This is a genomic window from uncultured Gimesia sp., assembly GCF_937919775.1.
Taxonomy (GTDB): domain Bacteria; phylum Planctomycetota; class Planctomycetia; order Planctomycetales; family Planctomycetaceae; genus Gimesia.
Genome location: NZ_CALFPF010000502.1, coordinates 1 through 1,712, shown reverse-complemented (window position 1 = coordinate 1,712; position 1,712 = coordinate 1). Strand labels below are relative to the sequence as shown.

The 1,712-nt window shown below is 50.2% G+C and carries 2 protein-coding genes; both read left to right on the top strand.

The features are described from left to right. The first annotated feature begins 46 nt into the window (after positions 1-46). Entirely contained in the window at positions 47-1,288 is a 1,242-nt protein-coding gene (locus tag Q0294_RS14290) for an efflux RND transporter periplasmic adaptor subunit (RefSeq protein ID WP_299466672.1), read from the top strand. Positions 1,289-1,450: 162 nt separating this feature from the next. Further along, positions 1,451-1,712: efflux RND transporter permease subunit (locus tag Q0294_RS14285; RefSeq protein ID WP_299466669.1), on the top strand; the 262-nt coding region annotated here is incomplete at its 3' end.

Below are 1,712 nucleotides of genomic sequence, written 5' to 3'. Positions count from 1 at the left end.
CTGGGAAACTGCTCGACATTGCCCCGTGTACAGATATAATGAAACCATGAGCCATTACCAATTATGCCTTCCCAGCTCCTGCCTGTTCAGCTTCCTGTTATCTCTCTTTTTTGCGGGATGTGAACGTAGCGAACAAGCTCCTGTTTCCAAAGCAGGTGATGCGCTACCGGTCTTGAATGTCGAGACTCTGGAAGTCGCAGAACAGAGCTGGCCACGCATTGTGCGGAGCCAGGGGAGTTTGTTTCCTAATGATGAAGCAACATTGGGAATTAAGGTAGAGGGACGCGTTTTTGAAGTCCACGTCGATCTGGGAGATATCGTAAAGCCCGGTGATCCGTTAGTGACAGTCTTTCAAGATGACTTCAAGCTACGAGTTAAACAGGCGGAGGCTCAACTGGCTCAGGCCCGCTCGGCTGTGGGACTGAAGCCCGGTGATTCTGTTGATAAACTGGTTCCGGAAAATTCCCCGCCTGCGAAAGAACAACGGGCAGAGTGGGACGAAGCCATTGCCAATCTGGATCGCGCCCGTGTACTTTACAAGCAAAAAGTGATGGGACAGGCTGAATACGATCAGATCGTGTCGTTCGAACGAGTGGCAGCCGCCCGTTACGATTCGTCGTTAAACGGGGTGCGTGAAAAAATGGCGCACATCACCGTGCAGCAGACACTGCTGGATTTAGCCCGGGAAGATTTGAATAACACGATTCTGAAAGCTTCCTACACGGCGGTGGTACAGAAACGACTGGTGGCCCCCGGGAGCTATATCAAAATGGGGGACCCGCTGCTGGTGCTGGTGCAAATCGATCAGCTTCGTTACCGGGGCACGGTTCCCGAGCGTTTGTCGAGTCTGTTGAAAGTCGGACAACCGGTAGAGTTGGAAATTGAATCACTGACACCGAAACAGTCAACGGTAACGCGTATCAGTCCCTTTCTGGATCAGATGAGTCGTTCGTTGTTGTTTGAAGCGGTTGTGGATAATTCACAGCACGCGTTACGAGCCGGGTTGTTTGCTGAAGGGCAAATCATTATCGACCCGGATCAGAAGGCAATCGTGGTTCCGATGTCAGCTGTTGTGCAGTTTGCGGGAACCGAAAAAGTCTGGAAAGTCGTTGATGGCAAAGTGAAGATACAGGAAGTATTGCTGGGAGAACAGCGAGGCGAGCAAATTCGTATCTTAGAAGGCCTGCAGCCGGGAGATCGCATTTTAAGTAATGCCCGGGAAGGACGCCCCGGAATTCTGGCAGATTCGAAATCAATGCCGACCAAAGAACAGAAAACGCAAATATGAGTTCGTCCGAAAAATGAATGAGATGATTTGAATCCACATCAAATCTACATGAAAGCAGGCGGCTTTTTCAAACAGTGATTTATCAGAGGAAAATCGAGTTTTGCCCTCGCATAAAGGGATCAGACGTTGTACTGGCTGGCAGAAATCTGTGTCAAGAGGCCTGTGTTTGCATTAATGCTGATTATGGCGTTGGTGGTGGCGGGTGTCGTTGCGTTTCCAGAACTGGGAGTGGATCGATTTCCCAATATGGATATGCCTTCGATTTACATCCGTACCAACTATCCTGGTGCTGCGTCGCAGGAAGTGGAGTCAGAGGTCAGCGCGGTCATTGAGGATGCGGTTGCAACCGTAGCCGGGATTGACGAACTGCGGTCCATTTCGCGTGATGGCCGTTCGTTTGTGATTATTACATTCAATTTGAATC

What these genes read in the sequence shown, in the direction of transcription:
- Q0294_RS14290 (WP_299466672.1), top strand. Translation starts at nt 47, where the DNA reads ATGAGCCATTACCAATTATGCCTTCCCAGCTCCTGCCTGTTCAGCTTC.